Genomic DNA, 19500 nt, shown 5'->3' with positions numbered 1-19500 from the left:
CTCACTTTTCATCGGAAGCGACACAATGCAAACCACCGAACTCGATCCGACCCTTTCGCAAACGCTGGACGACGCCAAACAGGCCGGCCTGACGCTCATCATCGGCAACAAGAATTATTCGACCTGGTCGATGCGGCCGTGGGTGGCGGCCACCGCGTTCGGCATTGCGTTCAACGAAGTGCGGGTGCTGCTCGACCAGCCCGATACGTCGGCGCGCATCGCCGAGTATTCGGGCGCCGGCCGGGTGCCGGTGCTGATCGCCGGCGAGATGACCATCTGGGACAGCCTGTCCATCTGCGAATACCTGGCCGAGCAGTTCCCGGAAAAGCATCTGTGGCCGCGCGACGTGGCGGCGCGCGCCATGGCGCGTTCGGTCAGCGCCGAAATGCACAGCGGCTTTGCCGATTTGCGCCACGCGATGCCGATGAATATCCGCATGAGCCTTCCCGGACGCGGACGCACCCCGGGCGCGCAGGGCGACATCGGCCGCATCAGCGAGATCTGGGAAGAGTGCCTGTCGCGCTTCGGCCACCACCAGTTCTTGTTCGGCGAGTTTTCGATCGCCGACGCCTTTTTCGCGCCAGTGGTGATGCGCTTTAAGATTTACGGCGTGGCGCTGGCCCCGGCCCTGCAAGCCTATTGCGAGCGGGTCCAGGCCCACCCGGCGGTGGCGCGCTGGGTGCGCGAAGCGCTGGCCGAAACCGAAACGGCAGCCCATCACGACGAAGAAATCCGCAGCAAGCCATAATAGCGGTTTAGGCAATATTGACTTGAGCATGAAAACATACATCGTTGGCGGCGCGGTGCGCGACGGCCTGCTGGGCCTGCCGGTGCAAGACCGCGACTGGATCGTGGTCGGCGCCACGCCCGAAGACATGCTGGCCGCCGGCTTTCGCCCGGTCGGCAAGGACTTCCCGGTCTTCCTGCATCCCGCCACGCAGGAAGAATACGCGCTCGCCCGCACCGAGCGCAAGACCGCGCCCGGCTACCGCGGCTTCGTGTTCCACACCTCGCCCGACGTCACGCTCGAAGAAGACCTGGTGCGGCGCGACCTGACCATCAATGCAATCGCGCGCGCCGACGACGGCAGCATCACCGACCCGTTCGGCGGCCGGCGCGACCTGGAAGCGAAAATTTTCCGTCATGTGTCCGACGCCTTTGCCGAAGACCCGGTGCGCATCCTGCGCCTGGCGCGCTTCGCGGCGCGGTTTCCCGACTTTACGGTGGCGCCCGAGACCATGGCGCTGATGCGCAGCATGGTGGCGGCCGGCGAAGTCGACGCCCTGGTGGCCGAGCGGGTGTGGCAGGAAGTGGCGCGCGCGCTGATGGAGCAAACCCCGTCGCGCATGCTGGCCGTGCTGCGCGAGTGCGGCGCTCTTGGGCGCATCATGCCGGAACTGGACGCCCTGTGGGGCGTGCCGCAACCGCCGCTGCACCACCCCGAAATCGACACCGGCCTACACATGATGCTGGTGATCGATTACGCGGCCGAACGCGGTTTCGACTTGCCGGTGCGCTTCGCCGCCCTGATGCACGACCTGGGCAAGGGCGCCACGCCCGCCGAGCACTGGCCGCGCCACCACGGCCACGAGCAGCTCGGCCTGGCGCTGATCGACGCCGTCTGCGCGCGCCTGAAGGTGCCGGGCGAGTGCCGCGACCTGGCCGTGATGACCGCGCGCGAGCACGGCAACGTCAGCCGCGCGCAAGAACTGCGCGCCAACACCCTGGTCACCCTGTTCGAACGCTGCGACGCGTTCCGCAAACCGGCCCGCTTCGGGCAGATGCTGCTGGCCGCCGAGAGCGATTCGCGCGGGCGCGGCGGCGCGGGCGACGATTTCCGCACCCGGCCCTATCCGCAAGGGCCGTACCTGTTGCGCGCCCTGGACGCGGCGCGTGGCGTCAATGCCGGCGAAGTGGCGCTGCGCTGCGGCGAGAACAAGCAGCAGATCGCCCACGCCGTGCATAGCGCGCGCGTTTCCGCCGTCAAGGCGGCGCTGCGCCTGGGCGACGACCCTGCTCAGGCGGACGACAGGGAAACGCCGAATCCTGCTATTCTTTGATCCGATATTGGCATTGACACGGAGAAACGGGATGCTGTCCACCTTGCGCCGGTCCCTTGGCGCGCTCGCTTGCTGCGTGGCAGGCGTCGCCGCGGCCCAGGCGCTGGTCAATGAGCCAATCCGGCCGCTGCCGGTGAAGGCGGTGGGCGACCCCGCGCGCATCGCCCTGGGCGAGCGCTTGTTCCAGGACCCGCGTTTTTCGCGCGAGAACACCCACAGCTGCGCCAGCTGCCACCAGTTGCGGCGCGGCGGCGCCGACGGCAAGGCCATCTCCCTTGGCGCGGACGGCAAAGCGGCGCGCTTTAACACGCCCACCGTCTATAACAGCAGTTTCAACTTCCGCCAGACCTGGACCGGGCGTTACAGCGGCGTCGAGCAGTTGCTCGAGCACGTCATCGCCAAGCCGGCGGTGTTTGCCGGCAGCTGGGACGTGGTGGCCGCGCGCCTGACCCGCGACGAGGCGCTGGCGGCCCAGTTCAAGGATGTCTACGGCGACGCCCTGCGCCCGGCCTACGTGCGCGATGCGCTCGACCAGTATCTGCGCTCGCTGGTGACGCCCTCGCGCTTCGACCGCTACCTGCGCGGCGAGGCCGGCGCCATCACGCCCGAGGAAGAACGCGGCTACCTGCGCTTCAAGAGCTACGGTTGCGCGGCCTGCCACCAGGGCATCAACCTGGGCGGCAACCTGTTCCAGAAACTGGGCGCCATGCGCGAAATGCCGGCCCAGGAAACCAGCGGCGCGGACCTGGGCCGCTACCGCGAGACCGGCCGCAATATCGACCGCCACGTGTTTCGCGTGCCGGGCCTGCGCAATGTGGCGCTGACGGCGCCGTACTTCCACGACGGCTCGGTCGCTACCCTCGACCAGGCGGTGGAACTGATGTTCACATACCAGCTCGGGCGCACCGCCTCGCAGCAGGACAAGGAACTGATCGTGCGCTTCTTGCACACCCTGAGCGGCGAAAAGCTGGTGCCGGCCGCGGCGCCCGGAGCGTCGCCGTGAGAGGGATGCTCAGTTCCTGGCGCCGCATCGCCTCGCTGCTGTTGCTGATCTCGCTGATGGTAGTGCTGGGCGTGCTGTTCAACCGCACCCAGGCCGTCGACCTCGAAGCGCAGAACCGGGTCATGCTCAACCTGCGCGAGCTGGAAAAGCTCGATTCGGAGTGGAACGTCAACATCCTGCGCTCGCACATCGGCTTGAACAGCAACTACGATCCGCTCTCGACGCCGCTGCCGCGCATGCGCGAGCTGCAGCTGCGCCTGGCCGCCGCCTTGCCGATGACCGGCAACCCCAGGGCCGGCGACGCGCTCGAGGAAGTCAAGCGCACGCTGGTGAAGAAGGAAGAACTGGTCGAGCAGTTCAAGACCCAGAATGCGATCCTGCGCAATTCGCTGATCTTCTTCCCGCCCGCGATCACCGACCTGAAGACCGAGTTGAACGGCATCGAAGGGGCGATCGTGCCCGGGCGCGTGGTGCTGGCGCTCGATACCGCCTTGAACAGCCTGCTGAGCGACATCCTGCGCTACAATCTGGCGCCGTCGCCGGCGCTGGCGGCGCAGATCGAACGCACGATCGCCTCGATGCAGCCCTTGCGCGGCGATTTTTCGGACAGCGTGAGCGACACCATCGACGAACTGGGACGCCACGCGCACGCCATCCTGCGTTACCGCCAGCTGGAAAACGAACTCGAAATGCAGATCGCGAACAGCCGCACGGCCGAGGCGATGGAAAAGCTGGGCGGCCTGTTCGACACCTCGTTCGACCAGGTGCTGATCGAAAAACAGCGCTACCGGACCTATTTGTTCGCCTATTCGGGCTTGCTGCTGCTGCTGCTGATGTACGTGGCGCGGCGCCTGCTGCGCAGCTACAGCATCATCGGCGAGGTCAACCGCAGTTTGCAGGCGGCCAACGAGACGCTCGAGCACCGCGTGGCCGAGCGCACCGCCGAGCTGGAAGCGCAGTCGGAGCGCTTGAAGCAACTGGCGCAGCACGACAGCCTGACCGGCTTGATCAACTACGGCGAGCTGACCCGCCTGCTGGCGCACGCGCTGGTGCGGGCCGGGCGGCGCGGCGACGTGGTGGTGGCCATGTTCATCGACCTCGATGGCTTCAAGGCGGTCAACGACACATACGGGCACGCCACCGGCGACCTGGTGCTGTGCGAAGTGGCCAGGCGGGTGCAGGACAAGCTGCGCAAGGAAGACGCGCTGGCGCGCCTGGGCGGGGACGAATTCGTGATCTTGCTGGAAGAAGTGAGCGGGCGCGATGGCGCGCTGCGGGTGGCCCAGCAAACGCTCGACGCGATCCGCTCGATCACCGAAGCGGGCGGCTTCCCGGTGCGCATTTCGGCCAGCATCGGCGTGGCCAGCGCCAAGGGCAGGGAAGGCTTCATGCGCGGCGCGCCAGCCTTGCTGGCCGACGCCGACCAGGCCATGTACCAGGCCAAGCAGGGCGGCAAGAACGGCATTTCATTCAGCCCGCAGGCGCAGTGGAACGAGGCGCCGCTGGCGCCGGTCGACTTCACCAGCGCGGTGTGAACGGCCGGCGCGGACCTCCACCACGCCTCAGGAAATGCCCAGCTGCTCCAGGCGATAGCGCATTTCGGAGGCGATGCCTTCATTGGGCGACGATGCAAATTCGCGGATCAGGGCGATCGATGCGGGCGTGCCAATGTCGGCCAGCGCGTGGCTGAACCATTTAGCGATGACGTCATCGTCCGAACACGTGTACTGGAGTGTGTCGAAGCCGCTTTCAAGCATCGTTCGTATGCAAGGAATGCTCGATGGATGGCCGAGATTCTGGATCTTTCTGGTGATTTCTTGATGATGATAGTGCCCCGGCATCATCAGCAAATTGTTCAGAATGTCCGCTTTGACATGCTCATCCGCAATGCAGCCAATCATGCCGTCAAGTGACATCCAGTTATCTTCATCGCTTGAAATGTCGGTCTGCATTTCGCCGAGAATGGTGGTTTTCAGGCTATCGGCGTCGATGCCCGCCAGTTGATGCCGCTCCGAAAGGTTGGCGCGGATAGTATCGAGCAGCGTGTGTTGTGATTTGTCCATTGCGATGCGACATCCTGTCTGATTAGAGCTTGAATCATATCAACTTGATAGCCTTTCCATGAGCAATTGTCTCAAATGAGTCGGCCTGAACATGTTCGGAACGCGTTACGCGTAGAATCGCTTGTAGTCATGCCTCATGCATGCATTCGCGACGTCAAAAATGGCGGCGGGCGAGCAGGGGCTCCTGTGCATGCGCTACAATGGGTAAATTGGTGCGCTGCACAATAGACGTCACGGAGTCCGGCTCATGTTCACAAACCCCTTCAGCAGCTGGCTCGGCAACCGCAAGAGCAGCAAAACCCGGCGCAAGGTGCTGGTCAAGCAGCTCCACGAACGCGACCGGCGCCGCGTACACAAGCATTTCCTCGCGCTCGACGATAGTGACCGCTTGCTGCGCTTCGGCACCAGGCTGCCGGATGAGCTGGTCGAAACCTACGTCGCCAAGATCGACTTTTCGCACGACACCGTGTACGGCGTCTACAACCCGGTGTTCAAGCTGGTCGCGGTCGGCCATCTCGCGTTCGCGCCCAAGCAAGCCTCGACCCACGCGCTGAGCAGCACCACCAAGGACGTCGTGGCCGAATTCGGGGTCTCGGTGTCGGCCTCCGCGCGCGGCCTGGGGATCGGCTCCAAACTGTTCGAGCGCGCCGCCATCCGCTGCCGCAACCTCGATGTCGACACCTTGTATATGCACTGCCTCTCGTCCAACCAGACCATGATGCACATCGCCAAAAAGGCCGGCATGGAGATTCAGCGCGATTACGGCGAAGCCGACGCCTACCTGCGCCTGTTGCCGCCCGACCCGGCCAGCATGCTGCGCGAAGCCATCGACGAGCAGTTCGCCACCATCGACTACACGCTCAAGGCCAACACCCGCGCCGCCGTCAAGTTCTTCGTGCCGAAAAAGTAGTCGTTCACAGAGAAGCGCTTACACCAGCGGCAGCGCGGTCGTATCCTTGATCCGCTGCAGCGCGAAGCTCGACTTGACGTCGGCCACCGCCGGGTGGCTGAGCAAGGTCTGCATCATGAAGCGCGAAAAGTGGTCCATGTCTTCCACGTGTACGCGCAGCAGGTAATCCATCTCCCCCGTCATCGCATAGCAGGCCACCACTTCCGGCCAGTGCTCGACCGACAGCGCAAAGTCCGCGTGCGGCGAACTGGTGGCGCGGCGCGCCCCGGCCGCGTTGCTGGACGCCTCGCTATGCTTTTCCAGGCGCACGTTCACATACGCCAGCAAACCGAGCCCGATCTGGGCCGGATCGAGCAGCGCCACATACTGGCGGATCACGCCCGCTTCTTCGAGCCGCTTGATGCGGCGCAGGCAGGGAGAGGGCGACAGGCTGACCCGGTCGGCCACGTCCTGGTTCGACAGGCGTCCGTCCGCCTGCAAGATCGCCAGAATCTTCCGATCTGTTTTATCGAGCACAATTTTTGGCATATTTTCTCCGAAAGCCGCATTTCAACGCAATATTATTGCTCAAATTGCCGGGCGTGGGGCAGTGTTTGAAATTTAATGCCGGTGTCGCGGGACTATACTGTGCCCTATTAAAATAGGAGACTGTCATGCAATTTACGCCTTGGGAAAACCCGATGGGGACCGATGGATTCGAATTTGTCGAGTACGCGGCGCCGGATCCGAAAGCGCTCGGCGCGCTGTTCGAGCAGATGGGCTTCACCGCCATCGCACGCCACCGCCACAAGGACGTGACCTTGTACCGCCAGGGCGACATCAACTTCATCATCAACGCCGAAAAAGACTCGTTCGCCCAACGTTTTGCGCGCACCCACGGCCCGTCGGTGTGCGCCATCGCGATCCGCGTCGACGACGCCGCCATGGCCTACCGCCGCGCGCTCGAACTGGGCGCCTGGGGTTTCGACAACAAGACCGGCCCGATGGAACTGAACATCCCCGCCATCAAGGGCGTGGGCGATTCGCTCCTGTATTTCGTCGACCGCTGGCGCGGCAAGGGCGCCAACGCCGGCTCGGCGCCCGGCACCATCGGCGACATCAGCATCTATGACGTCGACTTCGTCGCCATTCCGGGGGCCGTGGCCAACCCGGTCGGCAACGGCCTGACCTACATCGATCACCTGACCCACAATGTACACCGTGGCCGCATGAAGGAATGGGCCGAGTTCTACGAGAACCTGTTCAACTTCCGCGAAGTACGCTACTTCGACATCGAAGGCAAGCTGACCGGCCTCAAATCGAAGGCGATGACGTCCCCGTGCGGCAAAATCCGCATTCCGATCAACGAATCGTCGGACGACAAGTCGCAGATCGCCGAATACCTCGACGCCTACCACGGCGAAGGCATCCAGCACATTGCGCTCGGCACCGACAATATCTATCAGTCGATCCAGGGCATGCGCGACACCGGCATCGTGTTCCAGGACACGATCGAAACCTACTATGAGCTGATCAACCGCCGCCTGCCGGGCCATGGCGAGAACCTCGATGAACTGCGCCGCCTGCGCATCCTGGTCGATGGCCACAGCAGCGAGACCGAACGCGAACTGCTGCTGCAGATTTTCACGCAGACCGTGATCGGCCCGATCTTCTTCGAAATCATCCAGCGCAAGGGCGACCAGGGTTTCGGCGAAGGCAATTTCCGCGCACTGTTCGAGTCGATTGAACTCGACCAGATCAAGCGCGGCGTGCTGCAGGATACGACCGTGGCCTAAGCACGGTACAAGCGCACCGCCAAGACGGTGCGCGCAGCAACGCACAAGAACATACGGAGACAAAGACAATGAACGCACCACTAGACCGGGCCCAGCTCGATGCCGAGCCGTCGCACGAGATTTCGCTCGACGACAAATGGACGCTCGAGCGCGGCCGCGCCTTCATGACCGGCACCCAGGCGCTGATCCGCCTGCCGATGATGCAGCGCGAACGCGACCTCAAGGCCGGGCTGAACACCGCCGGCTACATCACCGGCTACCGCGGCTCGCCGGTCACCTCGGTCGACATGACCGCGGTCAAGGCCAAGAAGCACCTCGACGCCCACCACGTCAAGTTCCATCCGGGGATGAACGAAGACCTGGCCGCCACCGCCGTCTGGGGCACCCAGCAAACGAACCTGTTCAAGGACGCCAAGTACGACGGCGTGTTCTCGATGTGGTACGGCAAAGGCCCCGGCGTGGACCGCTGCGGCGACGTTTTCAAGCACGCCAACAACGCCGGCTCTGCCCGCCATGGCGGCGTGCTGGTGCTGGCCGGCGACGACCACGCGGCCAAGTCCTCGTCGACCGCGCACCAGTCCGACCATATCCTGAACGCCTGCGGCATTCCGGTGCTGTACCCGGCCTCGGTGCAGGAATACATCGACTACGGCCTGCACGCCTGGGCCATGAGCCGCTACACGGGCTTGTGGGTGTCGATGAAGTGCGTCACCGACATCATCGAATCGGGCGCCGTGGTCGACTTCGACCCGGACCGCGTGCAGATCGAACTGCCGACCGACTTCGTGCTGCCGGAAGGCGGCCTGAATATCCGCTGGCCCGACACCGTGCTCGATATGGAAGTGCGGATGAACAGCTTTAAGTGGTACGCGGCCCTGGCTTACGCGCGCGCCAACAAGCTCAACAAGATCATCTGGGACAGCCCAAAACCGAAGATCGGCATCATCACCGCCGGTAAATCGTATCTGGACACGCGCCAGGCGCTGGCCGACCTGGGCATCGACGAGCAGGCCGCCGCCGACATCGGCATCCGCCTGTACAAGATCGGCATGACCTGGCCGCTCGAAGCGGAAGGCGTACACGAATTCGCCAAGGGCCTCGACGAAATCCTGGTGGTCGAGGAAAAGCGCCAGATCCTGGAGTACGCGCTCAAGGAAGAACTGTACAACCTGCCGGACGGCCAGCGCCCGCGCGTGGTCGGCAAATTCGACGACACCGGCGAATGGTCGAACAAGGGCGGCACCGGTCACGGCGACTGGCTGCTGCCGGCCACCTATGAGCTCAACCCGGCCCAGATCGCGCGCGCGATCGCCAGCCGCATCTCGCACTACTGCGCCGGCCATCCGGCCCTGCAGCGCGTGAAAGAGCGCATCGCCTACCTGGAAGCGAAAGAGCTGGTCCTGAAAAACGTCAGCACCAAGCCCAATCCCGACACCGACCGCACCCCGTACTTCTGCTCCGGTTGCCCGCACAATTCGTCGACCAAGGTGCCGGAAGGCTCGCGCGCGCTGGCCGGCATCGGCTGCCACTACATGGTGTTGTGGATGGACCGCGAAACCTCGACCTTCACCCACATGGGCGCCGAAGGCGTGACCTGGGTCGGCCAGGCGCCGTTCACCAACGAGAAGCACGTCTTCACCAACCTCGGTGACGGCACCTACTTCCACTCGGGGATCCTGGCGATCCGCGCGGCGGTGTCGGCCAAGGTCAACATCACCTACAAGATCCTGTTCAACGACGCCGTCGCCATGACCGGCGGCCAGGAATTCGACGGCCCGCTCGATCCGGGCATGATCAGCCGCCAGATCGCGGCCGAAGGCGTCGGCCCGATCATCGTCGTCACCGACGAACCCGAAAAATACCCGTCCGACTACAAGTGGGCCGAAGGCGTGACCGTGCGCCACCGCAGCGAGTTGATGGACGTGCAGCGCGAACTGCGCGAAAAACCAGGCGTGTCGGCCATGATCTACGACCAGACCTGTGCGTCCGAAAAACGGCGCCGCCGGAAACGCAACGAGTATCCCGATCCAGCCAAGCGCGCCGTCATCAACGAGGCGGTGTGCGAAGGCTGTGGCGACTGCTCGGTGCAGTCGAACTGCCTGTCGGTCGAACCGCTGGAAACGGAACTGGGGCGCAAGCGCCAGATCAACCAGTCGTCGTGCAACAAGGACTTCTCGTGCGTGACGGGTTTCTGCCCGAGTTTTGTCACGGTCGAAGGCGGCTCGCTCAAGAAGCCGAAGAAAGCCGCCAGCGGCGACGCGGCCCCGCCGCAGCTGCCGACGCCTGTGCTCAAGAACACGGCCGCGCCGTACGGCATCCTGATCACCGGGATCGGCGGCACCGGCGTGGTCACCGTCGGCCAGATCCTGGCGATGGCGGCCCACGTCGAAGGCAAGGGCGCCATTGTGCTCGACATGAGCGGACTGGCCCAGAAGGGCGGCCCGGTGATGTCGCACGTGCGCCTGGCCGACAAGCAGGCCGACCTGCATTCGACCCGCGTGGGCACCGGCAGCGCCGACCTGGTGATCGGCTGCGACCTGATCGTCACGGCCAGCCGCGACGCCCTCTCGCGCATGGGCGAGGGCCGTACCTACGCTGCGATCAATTCGACCGGTTCGTCCACGGCGGCATTCGTCAAGAATCCTGACTGGCAGTTCCCGGGCGCGTCCTCGCAGGCCGAAATCGTCAAGGCCTGCGGCGCCGAGCGCGTCGACTTTGTCGACGCCGGCCAGATCGCCACCGCGCTGATGGGCGACTCGATCGCCACCAATATGTTCATGCTCGGCTACGCGTGGCAAAAAGGCCAGGTACCCTTGACCGAAGCGTCGATCCTCAAAGCCATTGAACTGAACAACGTCTCGGTGGGCTTTAACAAGAGCGCCTTTATGTGGGGCCGCACGGCGGCGCACGATTTGCCGTCGCTGGTGAAGATGACCACGCCGGCCAAGGTGATTGAGTTCAAGCGTACGCAAACCCTGGACGAGATCATCAACAAGCGCATCGATCTGCTGACCGCTTACCAGGACGTGGCCTACGCCAACCAGTACAAGGCGTTCGTGGACCAGGTGCGCGCCGAGGAAGCGAAGCTGGGCAAGAGTACGCGCCTGACCGAAGCGGTCGCGCGCTACTTCTACAAGCTGATGGCGTACAAGGACGAGTATGAAGTCGCGCGCCTGTACACCAACGGCGCCTTCCAGGAAAAGATCGCGGGCATGTTCGAGGGCGACATCAAGCTCAAGTTCCACCTGGCGCCGCCGCTGTTCGCCAAGCACGACTCCAAGGGCCAGTTGATCAAGCAGGAATTCGGTCCGTGGATGATGAAGGCGTTCGGCCTGATGGCGAAGATGAAGGGCCTGCGTGGCGGCGCGCTCGACATCTTCGGCTACACCGCCGAGCGCAAGATGGAACGCGCGCTGATCGGCGAGTACCGCAATACGGTCGGTTCGCTGCTGCCCAAGCTCAGCGCCGAGACCCTGGCGCAAGCGGTGGCCATTGCCAGCATCCCTGAAGATATTCGCGGGTATGGGCATGTGAAGGAACGTCACCTGAAGGCGGCCAAGGAGAAGGAAGCCGCGCTGCTGGCGGCTTTCGGCAAGCCGGCCTCGCCGGACGGCGTGATCCAGATTCATCGGGTCGCGTAGACCGCGTCGCGTCAACCGCGCAGTGTCAGATGAATGGCCCGCTCTCAAGCGGGCCATTTTTTCGTCTCAGGTTATGATATAGGCATCGCAATCGACCAGGGCAGACCACCATGTTCATCACCGCCAAAGGCACTTTCGAGATCACCATGCAGGCGCCGCCATCCGGGGAGGGCGCCGGGAGGGTGTCGCTCGGGCGCATGCTGATCGATAAATACTACAGCGGCGACTTGATCGGCATCGGCCAGGGCGAGATGCTCTCGGCCGGCAATCCGGCGGCCGGGTCGGCGGGCTACGTGGCGATCGAACACGTCACCGGCACCCTGGACGGCATGAGCGGCAGCTTCGCCTTGCAGCACGCGGGCACCATGCACCAGGGCGCCAGCCACCTGTCGATCAGCATCGTGCCGGGGTCGGGGACCGAGGGGCTGACCGGCATCCAGGGCAAATTCAAGCTCGATATCGTCGACAGCAAGCATTACTACGAACTTGAGTACACGATGGATCTGGTGTAGGCCTGTGAAAGGCCACTCACCCCAAGACCGTCGTTCCCGCGCAGGCGGGAACCCAAGGCATCAGCGCTCAGAGACGAAAACTTAGATCCCCGCCTACGCGGGAATGACGGTTTCGGATGCGTTCGTCCCGAACGACGCCACCTTAAGGCAGCAAGATCGCCGCCAGCACCATCCCCAGTCCCACCAGCGACACCGACCACACCATCGAGCGCACCACCGGAATGCCGGCCGCGTACAGCGGCACATACACCACGCGCGCGATCAGGTACATCCACGCCCCCCACAAGGTCAGGTCGCCCTCGCGCCCGCCCACATGCGCGATCAGCACGGCCGCCGCGAACAGCGGCAGCGTCTCGAACAGATTGGCCTGCGCCCGCTGCAAGCGCGCCGTCACCACGCCCGGCGCCGGCGCCGGCGTATCGCGCGCGCTCATGTTGTACTTCATCCCGGTCTCCTTGTTGCGGAAAGCCCCGGTCGCCATGATCTGCACCAGCGCCAGCACCAGGGTCCAGCCCAGGATCATCAGTTCGGTCGTCATCGCTTTTTCCCTTGAACGCCAGCGGTCGCCGGCAATATGGTCAGATTAACAAAGAAAACGCCAAGCCGCTGCACGCTTGGTGTTGCTTTTTGTGCATATATATTGCGGTTGGAGAATTTTCACCACGGCTTGTGCCTTAAAATTGCATGTTTTGCAGCATCCTCAGTGCCTGGAGAACCCCCATTAACGCCCCGATCAACGCCATCCCGCCCGACCTGGCCGCGCGCCTGACCGCGCCCAGCGCCGCCTACAAGAACAGCGTGCGCCTTGCGCTGGCCTGCCTGCTGCTGTTCGTCGTCCTGTACTGCGCTCTGGCCGGCTGGTTCGTGTACACCGCCTGGCAAGTGTTCGTCGACGGCGCCGGCAGCGACCTTGGCAGCCTTTCCTACTTCATGGCCGCCTGCTCGCTGTTCATCGGCGCGTTGATGATCAAGGCGATGTTCTCGGTACGCCATGCCGGCAACGACGGCCTGCTCGAAGTGACCGAACAGGACCAGCCACGCCTGTTCGCCTATCTGTTCGAGCTGGCCGACGCCGCCCGCGCGCCGCGTCCGCACAAGGTATTCCTGTCGGCCCGCGTGAACGCCGCCGTGTTCTACGACCTGTCGCTGTACAAGCTGTTTTTCCCGTCGCGGAAAAACCTCGAGATCGGCCTGCCGCTGGTGAACGCGCTCGCGCGCGGCGAATTGCGCGCCGTGCTGGCCCACGAATTCGGCCATTTCGCGCAGCGCTCGATGGCGGTCGGCAGCTGGGTGTATGTGGCCCATCAGATTGTCAGCCACATGGTCACGCAGCGCGACAAACTCGATGCCTTCCTGGAGGGGGTATGCAGGATCGATGCCCGCCTGGTCTTTCTGGTCGGTCCGCTGCAGCTGATCATCTGGTCGATCCGCTCGCTGGTCGAATCGGTGTTCCGCCTGGTGCTGATGATGCAGCGCGCCCTCTCGCGCGAGATGGAAATGCAGGCCGACCTGGTGGCCGTGTCGCTGACCGGCAGCGATGCCCTGATCCACGCGCTGCACCGCACCCGCAGGGCCGACGACGCGTGGACGCGCGCGCTCGCCTTCCTCGCCAGCGAACATGCGCAGGGGCGCGCCACGCGCGACGTGTTCTCGCTCCAGACCGAGATGCTGCGGCTGATGAGCGGCATTCTCAACGACCCCACCTACGCCGACGTCCCGCCCTTGCCCGGGCAAGGCCGCGACCAGCACCGCATTTTCAAGCCCGGCCTGGCCCAGCGCCCCAAGATGTGGCTGACCCACCCGCTCAATCACGAACGCGAAGACAACGCCAAGCGCATTTACGTGGCCGCGCCGCCCGATCCGGTCAGCGCCTGGTCGGTCTTCGACCACACCGCCTCGCTGCGCACGGCGGTGACCACCTCCCTGCGCGGCGAGGGCGACAGCGTCGCGGTCGACCTGGACCAGTCGCTGCGGGCGCTGGCGCAGCCCTTCGAGCGCGAGCAGTTCGACGCGCGCTATCGCGGCATCTATTTTGGCCGCGCGCTGACCCGTCATGCGCCTGATCTGGGCGCACTGCGCGCGGGCCACTACCACGCCAAACAGGAGCTGCTGGAGACGCTGTACCCGGCCGCGCTGGCGGCCGATATCGAACTGCTGCGCACCCTGGAAAGCGAACGCGCCCAGCTCGAGGCCCTGATCGCCGGCACCTTGACCGCGGCCGGCAGCGTGCTGCACGTGCGCGGCGAAAAATTCGGCATGGCGCAACTGCCGGCCGCGCTGGCGCGGGTGCGGGAAGACAGCGCCAGGATCGCCGCGCGCTTGCACCAGCACGACTGGCTGTGCCGCAGCTGGCACCAGAACATGGGGCACCAGCTCGGGCGCGGCTGGGATGCTTATCTGGACGGCCTGCTGGCGCTGGTGCATTACGCCGAACACCGCCTGGCCGCCCTGCGCGACGCCCAAGGGATGCTCGAGAACGCGGTGGCGATCATCACCGCGCTGCGCCGCGTAAATGCCGACGGCGTCACGCGCGTGGTCGGCGAGGCCAATGAACTGTATAACGTGATGGCCCAGCTTTACCGCGAAGCCGGCTCGGTGCATCTGTCGCCCCGCCTCATCGAGCAGCTTGGCATGGCGTCCGGCTGGCGCGCGGCGCTGGGCCAGTTCTCCATGGAGTTCGCTTATGAAGGCAACATCAACGCATGGATGCGCGAGGCCGCGCCGCTGGTCACGTCCCTGGCCGGCCGGCTCGATGCCTTGCGCGGCGCCGCCCTCGACGAGTTGCTGGCCACCGAAGCGAAGATCGCGCGCTGCTCGCGCATCGGCGAAGGGATGCGCAGCGCTCCGCAGTGCTCGCGCGTGCCGCCGTCGTACCCGGTGCTGCTGGCCGGCGGCGAACGCCAGCGCCAGCGCCAGCTCGGCTGGTGGGCGCGCTTCCAGCTGGCCGACGGCCGGGCGCCGGCCGCCGCGCGCCTGCTGGTGGCGGGGACGATCGTCATTGCCGCGCTCAGCGCCGGCAAGTTCGGCGCCGGCGGCGTGTCGGTATTCGCCAGCGATCCGGTGATCATGGTCTACAACGGCCTTGGCTTGCCGGTGCGGGTGAACATCGACGGCCGGCAGCAGAACGTGGCCGCCCATGCGCATCTGGCCTTCAGCGTGCCGGTGCTGGGCAAGCACCATGTGGAGGCGCGCAGCGAAGACGCTCGCCTGATCGAAGCGTTCGACGCGGTTTCAAGACCGCGCGCGCATCCGGTCTACAACGTGGCCTCGGCCGCGCCGCTGGTGGAGTGGACGGTCGCCTACGGCCCGGTCGACGCGGTGCCGCAAAAGGTGCTTGGCACGCCGCGCTGGATCGAGAGCAAGGCCAATCTGTTGTTCGAGGAACCGCCCATGGGCATCTCCGGCAGGGAGGGCGGCTACCGCAGCGTGTTGAGCGGCATGGACGACGCCACGCCGCAAGTGCAGTTGTCGGCGCTGGCGGATGCGGCGCAGGCCATGAGCCTGGCCCTGGTGCATGCGCGCTGGGACAGCACCGCCACGGCGGACGCCGAAACCTGGCTTGGCATGGCCGGACAGCTCCCGCAGTTCGCCGCCGTGCTCGAGGAGCGGCTGCGCGCCGCGCCGCGCGACGTGATGCTGCGCCGCGTCGAGATGGATCGCGCCAGCGCCGCGCGCAAGCCGGCGCTGTGCGGGGAACTCGCCGCCCAGGCGGCGGCGCGGCCCGAGGACGGCGACCTGGCCTACCTCGCGTTGCGCTGCCGTGGCGACGACGCCGGCGTCGCGACCCGGATGGCCGAGGCGCGCGCGCTGGCCGGACAAGCTGTGGCTGGCGCGCTGGATCGCCTACGACAAGATGCAGGCCGGCGATTACGCCGCCGCGGTGCCGGCGCTCGAGCAGCTGGTGCGCGGCACGCCCGCCATGGCCGACGATGCCGGCATGAGCCTGGCGCGGGTGCGGCGCATGCTGGCGCCGGATTCGTCTCTCGAGGAGCTCGGCGCGCTGGCGGCGAAGTCGCGCCGCTTGAAGCGCCTGCTGGCGATCGCGGAGGCCCCGACGCCGCAACGGCGGATGAGCATCTACCGGTCGCTGGCGATTGGGGACCTCGACGACGCCACCCGCGAGGCGGGAGCGGAACCGGGGCGCGCCGCGCACGTGCTGCGGCTTGCGGGGGCCTCGGACGGCGCCAATGCCGCCATGATCAAGCGCGCCATGACGCTGCCGTTCGCGCAAGGCCAGGACAGCGCCACCATCTGGACCGGGCTGGCGCTGGCGACCCGGCATGGCTACGACGCGGCGCCCTGGCGCGGCGCGACGCGCGTAGCCTCCGGCGCGGACCAGGAGCGCATGCTGGCCTTCTTCGACCGCATCGCCGCAGGCAAGGATCCGCTCGCGGCCGACCGCCTGCTCGACGCGGCCGACCCCGAGATGCGCCTGCACGCCTGGAGCGCCGCGCTGGTGCTGCTGGGCCAGAAGGCGCCGGCCGAGTGGCGCAAGGCGGTCACGCGCATGCTGTTTGCCTCCGAGCGGCCGTATTTCGAGGAGACGTAAGCACAGCAAGATCGCAGATACCGGGGTGCGCAAAGCCGACTATAATTTCCGGTTCGCGTACACCGTGCGCCCTGTATTGACAACTTTGCCGGAGCTTTACCGATGATCCGTTCTGCGCTGCTGCTTGCCCTGCTGTCCGCCATTCCCTTCGCCCATGCCGCTCCCGACCTGACCACCGTCGCCGAGCGCTCGCAGTTCCAGAAAACCGGCCGCTACGACGAAGTCATCGCCCTGTGCGCCGCGTTCCAGAAAGCGTACCCGAAGCAGGTCAAGTGCATCGAATTCGGACGCACGCCGGAAGGGCGGCCGATGCAGGCGCTGGTGGTCACGCGCACCGGTGCCATGAGCCCGCAGGCGGCGGCGGCGCGCGCGCTGCCGGTGGTGCTGGTCCAGGGCGGCATCCACGCCGGCGAGATCGACGGCAAGGACGCCGGCTTCCTGGCGCTGCGCGACGTGCTCGAAGGACGCGCCGCTCCCGGTGCGCTCGACAAGCAGGTGCTGCTGTTCGTCCCGGTCTTCAACGTCGACGGGCATGAGCGCTTCAAGGCGTGGAACCGGCCGAACCAGCGCGGCCCGGCCGAAATGGGCTGGCGCACCACCGCCCAGAACTTCAACCTGAACCGCGACTACGCCAAGGCCGACTCGATCGAGATGCAATCGATGCTGGCGCTGGTGAACGCGTGGGACCCGCTGGTCTACGTCGACCTGCACGTGACCAACGGCGCCAAGTTCGAACACGATATCTCGATCCAGGTCGAACCGGTGCATTCGGCCGATGTGGCGTTCCGCCAGGCCGGGCTGGCGCTGCGCAGCGGCGTGCTGGCCGATATCACCAGGCTCGGTTCGCTGCCGCAGCCGTTCTACATGTCGTTTGCCGAAGAAGACAATCCGGCGTCGGGCTTTGCCGATGGCGTGTCGGACCCGCGTTTCTCGACCGGCTATTTCGCCTTGCGCAACCGCATTGGCGTGCTGGTCGAGACCCATGCGTGGAAGGACTATCCGACCCGTGTGCGCATCACGCGCAACTCGGTGGTGTCGGTGCTCGACCAGGTGGCGCAGCACGGCAAGGCATGGCAAACGGCCGCGCGTGAAGCCGATGCGCGGGCGGCGCGCCTGGGCGGCACCGAGCTGCCGCTGACCTACAAGCCGACCGACAAAAAGCGCATGATCGACTTCCGCGGCTACGCCTACACGCGCACGCTGTCGGATGTGTCGGGCGCCCTGATGACGCGTTACGACGAAACCAAGCCAGAGATCTGGACCGTGCCGCTGCGTGACGAAGTGCTGCCGGACGTGATGGTGAGCGCCCCCAAGGCCGGCTACATCGTGCCGGCCGCGCATGCGGCCATGGTGGCGCGCAAACTGGGCCAGCACGGCATCAGCTACCGCACCTTGGGCGCGGAGCAGGCCAGGGCCGAGGTCGAGACCTTCCGCGCCGAGAAGGTGACGTACGCACCCGGCTCGCTCGAATCGCACCAGCGCGTGAGCTTGCAGGGGGTGTGGAAGGCGGAGCCGCGCGCGATCGGGAAGGGCGCCCTGTTCGTGCCGGTGGCGCAGGCCAAGGCGCGTTTGGTGATCGCCCTGTTCGAACCGGCCGGCCCGGATTCGCTGCTGCAGTGGGGGATGTTCAACACCGCGTTCGAGCGCAAGGAATACATGGAGGATTACGTGGCCGAAGATGTCGCGCGCGAGATGATGGCGGCCGATCCGGCGCTGGCGGCGGCGTTCAAGGCGAAGGTGGACAGCGATCCGGCCTTTGCCAAGGATGCGGAAGCGCGGCTGGCGTTTTTCGCCAGGCGGCATACCTCGTATGACGAGCGCCTGAATCTGTATCCGGTGATGCGCACGGCGGTGGCGCCGTAAGGAATTTGGAGACGGAAACAGTGCCTCGAAGGAGGCCCTGTTTGCTTAGTAGTGATAGCGGCAAGAAATAAGGGTAAGAAGTGCATCGTTGGCTTCATACACCAGACGATGCGTATCGTCGATCCGTCTGGCCCAGTAACCCGACAAGTTCCCTTTGAGAGGTTCCGGTTTGCCCAGTCCTTCAAACGGACTGCGCTGAGCTTCCTTGATTAACAAATTGATGCGCTTTAACGTTTTTTTGTCCTGAGTCTGCCAATAGACGTAGTCATTCCAGCATTCATCCGTGAATTGCAGGTCTCGCATGTGAAATTTCCCCAGCGTCGGATACTTCGATTAGCTCCCGATGCGTCGCTTTACCAGCACGTGCTTGCTCGATGGATTTCGCCAGGTGCGCAGCGTTAGCCGGCGAACTAAGCAGGTAAACAGTCTCCATCAAGCTACTGTAGTGGTCGAAAGACATGACTACGGCATCCGGCGCATCCCTGCGTGAAATTACCGTGACATCCGCATCCTCTACAACCTGATCGATCACAGTCCTCAGGCTGTTGCGTGCATCGGAAAAATTAATGATTCTCATCTTTTGTACTCCTCGTCCCGTTTGCGATGATGTGTCCTTTGGATTGATCTGATGGTGATTCTTTGTATGACTTGGACGATATTTCCAGTGGATTACATGTACAATAAGTCGTACATGTCGTATTGTAGCCCAATCAGCGATAAACGCAAGCAGTTCACGATGTGAGGCATGTCAAACTTTCCTCAGCGCCTAAATGCTGGCAAAAACAGGCGTAACATCGATTGCTCCAGTTCATGGTTTCGAAAAGCACGCTTGTGAATTCGGTTTATAGAAACACTTTTTGCCTGAACCACGCATGTCAACTGCCGGCATCGGCATAGGGGGCAGCTAAATATAGCTGCTCCCCTGCCACACCACCCGGCATGCGGGTCCGCACCGGGCGGTTCGAGTAGTTGAGGTTATGTGAGGCGAGGCATGCCGAGGCGATCAAAGTAGGCGATTGTCAACACGCTATTCAACGCCAAGGCGCTGTTATGCCACCAACGGTGGCTGTTCGCCGCTACCAATCGCGCCACTTTCGCGGGCGCCCCAAGTTTCAGCAGTTCAC

At 64.7% G+C, this 19500-nt stretch carries 15 protein-coding genes and 1 pseudogene; 10 read left to right on the top strand and 6 right to left on the bottom strand.

Annotation, left to right across the window (positions count from 1 at the left end; translation table 11 throughout):
• The first annotated feature begins 25 nt into the window (after positions 1 to 25).
• From F1735_RS06655 to F1735_RS06640, 4 genes are read left to right on the top strand one after another with little or no spacing between them, the layout of a single operon-like run.
• Entirely contained in the window at positions 26 to 748 is a 723-nt protein-coding gene (locus tag F1735_RS06655; RefSeq protein ID WP_167236202.1) for a glutathione S-transferase family protein, read from the top strand.
• Positions 749 to 776: 28 nt separating this feature from the next.
• Complete coding sequence (locus F1735_RS06650; RefSeq protein ID WP_167236201.1) at positions 777 to 2060, top strand: multifunctional CCA addition/repair protein; 1284 nt, start codon at positions 777 to 779, stop codon at positions 2058 to 2060.
• Between the two features lie 31 nt (positions 2061 to 2091).
• On the top strand, positions 2092 to 3063 hold the full coding sequence (locus tag F1735_RS06645; protein WP_167236200.1) for a cytochrome-c peroxidase: 972 nt from the start codon (positions 2092 to 2094) through the stop codon (positions 3061 to 3063).
• 5 nt (positions 3064 to 3068) lie between these two features.
• Positions 3069 to 4598 (top strand): DAHL domain-containing protein, encoded by a 1530-nt coding sequence (locus F1735_RS06640; RefSeq protein ID WP_167236272.1) that lies wholly within the window; start codon positions 3069 to 3071, stop codon positions 4596 to 4598.
• 27 nt (positions 4599 to 4625) lie between these two features.
• On the opposite strand, the gene F1735_RS06635 is transcribed toward F1735_RS06640, so the two are convergent.
• Positions 4626 to 5126, bottom strand: a complete 501-nt coding sequence (locus F1735_RS06635) for a hypothetical protein (protein ID WP_167236199.1) — start codon at positions 5124 to 5126, stop codon at positions 4626 to 4628.
• Between the two features lie 247 nt (positions 5127 to 5373).
• Here F1735_RS06635 and F1735_RS06630 point away from each other — a divergent pair, with 247 nt between their 5' ends.
• Positions 5374 to 6036 carry a GNAT family N-acetyltransferase gene (locus F1735_RS06630; RefSeq protein ID WP_167236198.1) on the top strand — a complete coding sequence of 221 codons (663 nt, stop codon included), beginning with the start codon at positions 5374 to 5376 and terminating at the stop codon, positions 6034 to 6036.
• An 18-nt stretch (positions 6037 to 6054) separates the two neighbouring features.
• Here the strand turns inward: F1735_RS06630 and F1735_RS06625 are convergent, their stop codons facing one another.
• Positions 6055 to 6564 carry an Lrp/AsnC family transcriptional regulator gene (locus tag F1735_RS06625; protein ID WP_099873715.1) on the bottom strand — a complete coding sequence of 170 codons (510 nt, stop codon included), beginning with the start codon at positions 6562 to 6564 and terminating at the stop codon, positions 6055 to 6057.
• Between the two features lie 125 nt (positions 6565 to 6689).
• Here F1735_RS06625 and hppD point away from each other — a divergent pair, with 125 nt between their 5' ends.
• From hppD to F1735_RS06610, 3 genes are all read left to right on the top strand, one after another.
• Positions 6690 to 7811, top strand: coding sequence for a 4-hydroxyphenylpyruvate dioxygenase (gene hppD, locus F1735_RS06620; protein ID WP_167236197.1), 1122 nt, complete (start codon positions 6690 to 6692; stop codon positions 7809 to 7811).
• 68 nt (positions 7812 to 7879) lie between these two features.
• Positions 7880 to 11452, top strand: coding sequence for an indolepyruvate ferredoxin oxidoreductase family protein (locus F1735_RS06615; RefSeq protein WP_167236196.1), 3573 nt, complete (start codon positions 7880 to 7882; stop codon positions 11450 to 11452).
• A 110-nt stretch (positions 11453 to 11562) separates the two neighbouring features.
• Complete coding sequence (locus F1735_RS06610) at positions 11563 to 11964, top strand: DUF3224 domain-containing protein (protein WP_167236195.1); 402 nt, start codon at positions 11563 to 11565, stop codon at positions 11962 to 11964.
• Positions 11965 to 12106: 142 nt separating this feature from the next.
• Here the strand turns inward: F1735_RS06610 and F1735_RS06605 are convergent, their stop codons facing one another.
• Complete coding sequence (locus F1735_RS06605; protein WP_167236194.1) at positions 12107 to 12502, bottom strand: MAPEG family protein; 396 nt, start codon at positions 12500 to 12502, stop codon at positions 12107 to 12109.
• Between the two features lie 146 nt (positions 12503 to 12648).
• On the opposite strand from F1735_RS06605, the gene F1735_RS06600 reads away from it, so the two are divergent.
• Positions 12649 to 16593, top strand: coding sequence for a M48 family metallopeptidase (locus F1735_RS06600; protein ID WP_167236193.1), 3945 nt, complete (start codon positions 12649 to 12651; stop codon positions 16591 to 16593).
• A 22-nt stretch (positions 16594 to 16615) separates the two neighbouring features.
• On the top strand, positions 16616 to 18376 hold the full coding sequence (locus tag F1735_RS06595; RefSeq protein ID WP_167236192.1) for a M14 family metallopeptidase: 1761 nt from the start codon (positions 16616 to 16618) through the stop codon (positions 18374 to 18376).
• 45 nt (positions 18377 to 18421) lie between these two features.
• Here the strand turns inward: F1735_RS06595 and F1735_RS06590 are convergent, their stop codons facing one another.
• The 3 genes and pseudogenes from F1735_RS06590 to F1735_RS36380 all read right to left on the bottom strand — a co-directional run.
• Entirely contained in the window at positions 18422 to 18679 is a 258-nt protein-coding gene (locus tag F1735_RS06590; RefSeq protein WP_167236191.1) for a Txe/YoeB family addiction module toxin, read from the bottom strand.
• Positions 18654 to 18953, bottom strand: a complete 300-nt coding sequence (locus tag F1735_RS06585; protein ID WP_167236190.1) for a type II toxin-antitoxin system Phd/YefM family antitoxin — start codon at positions 18951 to 18953, stop codon at positions 18654 to 18656. The genes F1735_RS06590 and F1735_RS06585 overlap by 26 nt, the downstream gene beginning before the upstream one ends.
• Positions 18954 to 19351: 398 nt before the next feature.
• A pseudogene (locus F1735_RS36380) lies at positions 19352 to 19500 on the bottom strand (reverse transcriptase domain-containing protein); the annotation flags it as partial.

It is taken from the genome of Massilia genomosp. 1 (assembly GCF_011682185.1).
Lineage (GTDB): Bacteria > Pseudomonadota > Gammaproteobacteria > Burkholderiales > Burkholderiaceae_D > Telluria_A > Telluria_A rubra.
This window is presented reverse-complemented; position numbering and strand designations above follow the sequence as displayed.